Origin of the sequence: Oceanimonas marisflavi (assembly GCF_003049725.1) — a bacterium.
In the GTDB taxonomy this organism is placed as follows: domain Bacteria; phylum Pseudomonadota; class Gammaproteobacteria; order Enterobacterales; family Aeromonadaceae; genus Oceanimonas; species Oceanimonas marisflavi.
The window spans coordinates 1-845 of sequence record NZ_QAGM01000060.1 but is presented as its reverse complement, the minus strand read 5'-3'; the positions used below and the strand labels follow the sequence as shown (position 1 = coordinate 845).

The 845-nt window shown below is 55.1% G+C and carries 1 protein-coding gene; it reads left to right on the top strand.

The window, feature by feature from the left end; all coding sequences use genetic code 11:
- Positions 1–43 precede the first annotated feature (43 nt).
- Positions 44–836 (top strand): IS5 family transposase gene (locus tag DA373_RS16035; RefSeq protein ID WP_107853260.1). Its coding sequence is split into 2 segments (ribosomal slippage): positions 44–315 and positions 314–836, totalling 795 coding nucleotides; the frame shifts between segments, so codons are not numbered across the junction.
- The last annotated feature ends 9 nt before the right edge of the window (positions 837–845 follow it).

Sequence of the window (845 nt, the reverse complement as noted above, 5' to 3'; positions counted from 1 at the left end):
AGAACCTGTTTGAAATCTTTCGCCAATAGCCGATACTGGACGGATGAAACGAAAAACATACCCCAGCGACATTACGCGAGCACAATTTGAAGCCGTCAGACCGTTATTGGAACAGGCCAGTAAGCGCACCAAGCCGCGTACCGTGGATCTGTACGAGGTGTGGTGTGCAGTGCTTTATCTGCTACGCACAGGCTGCCAGTGGCGGGCCCTGCCCAACGACTTCCCCAAGTGGCAAACAGTGTACTCGTATTTCTCCAAATGGCGTGCACCTGATGACCAAGGAATGAGCCTGCTGGAGCGGGCATTAAAAAAATCAGGTTGGCGAGGCCCGTACGAAACAGGGGCGCAACGTCTGCAGCACGTTCTTGATCGTGGACGCGCAGAGCGTCAAGAACACCGATAGCGCCGAGCAAAAAGGCTACGATGCGGGCAAGAAAGTATCGGGGATTAAGCGGCACATTGCGGTCGACACGCAGGGGTTGCCGCATGCCGTCGCAGTGACCACAGCCAATGTAACGGATCGGAAGGGCGCACTGGCAGCCTTTGAACGGTGTCAGTCAGGATTGGGACACGTCCAATGTGTCCTGGTGGATAGTGCCTACACCGGGACTCCGTTTGCCCAGTCGGTGCATGAGATACTGGGTGCCACGGTTCAAGTCGCCAAGCGCAGTGAACTGCATCGCTTTGCGGTGATCCCCAAACGCTGGGTGGTGGAGCGCTCATTTGCTTGGCTGGAGAAGTGTCGGAGGCTGTGGAAGAACTGCGAGCGCAAGCTCAATACGAGCTTGCAGTTCATCCACTTGGCATTTTTGGTTTTGCTATTACGGAGATCGTAAACAGGTTCT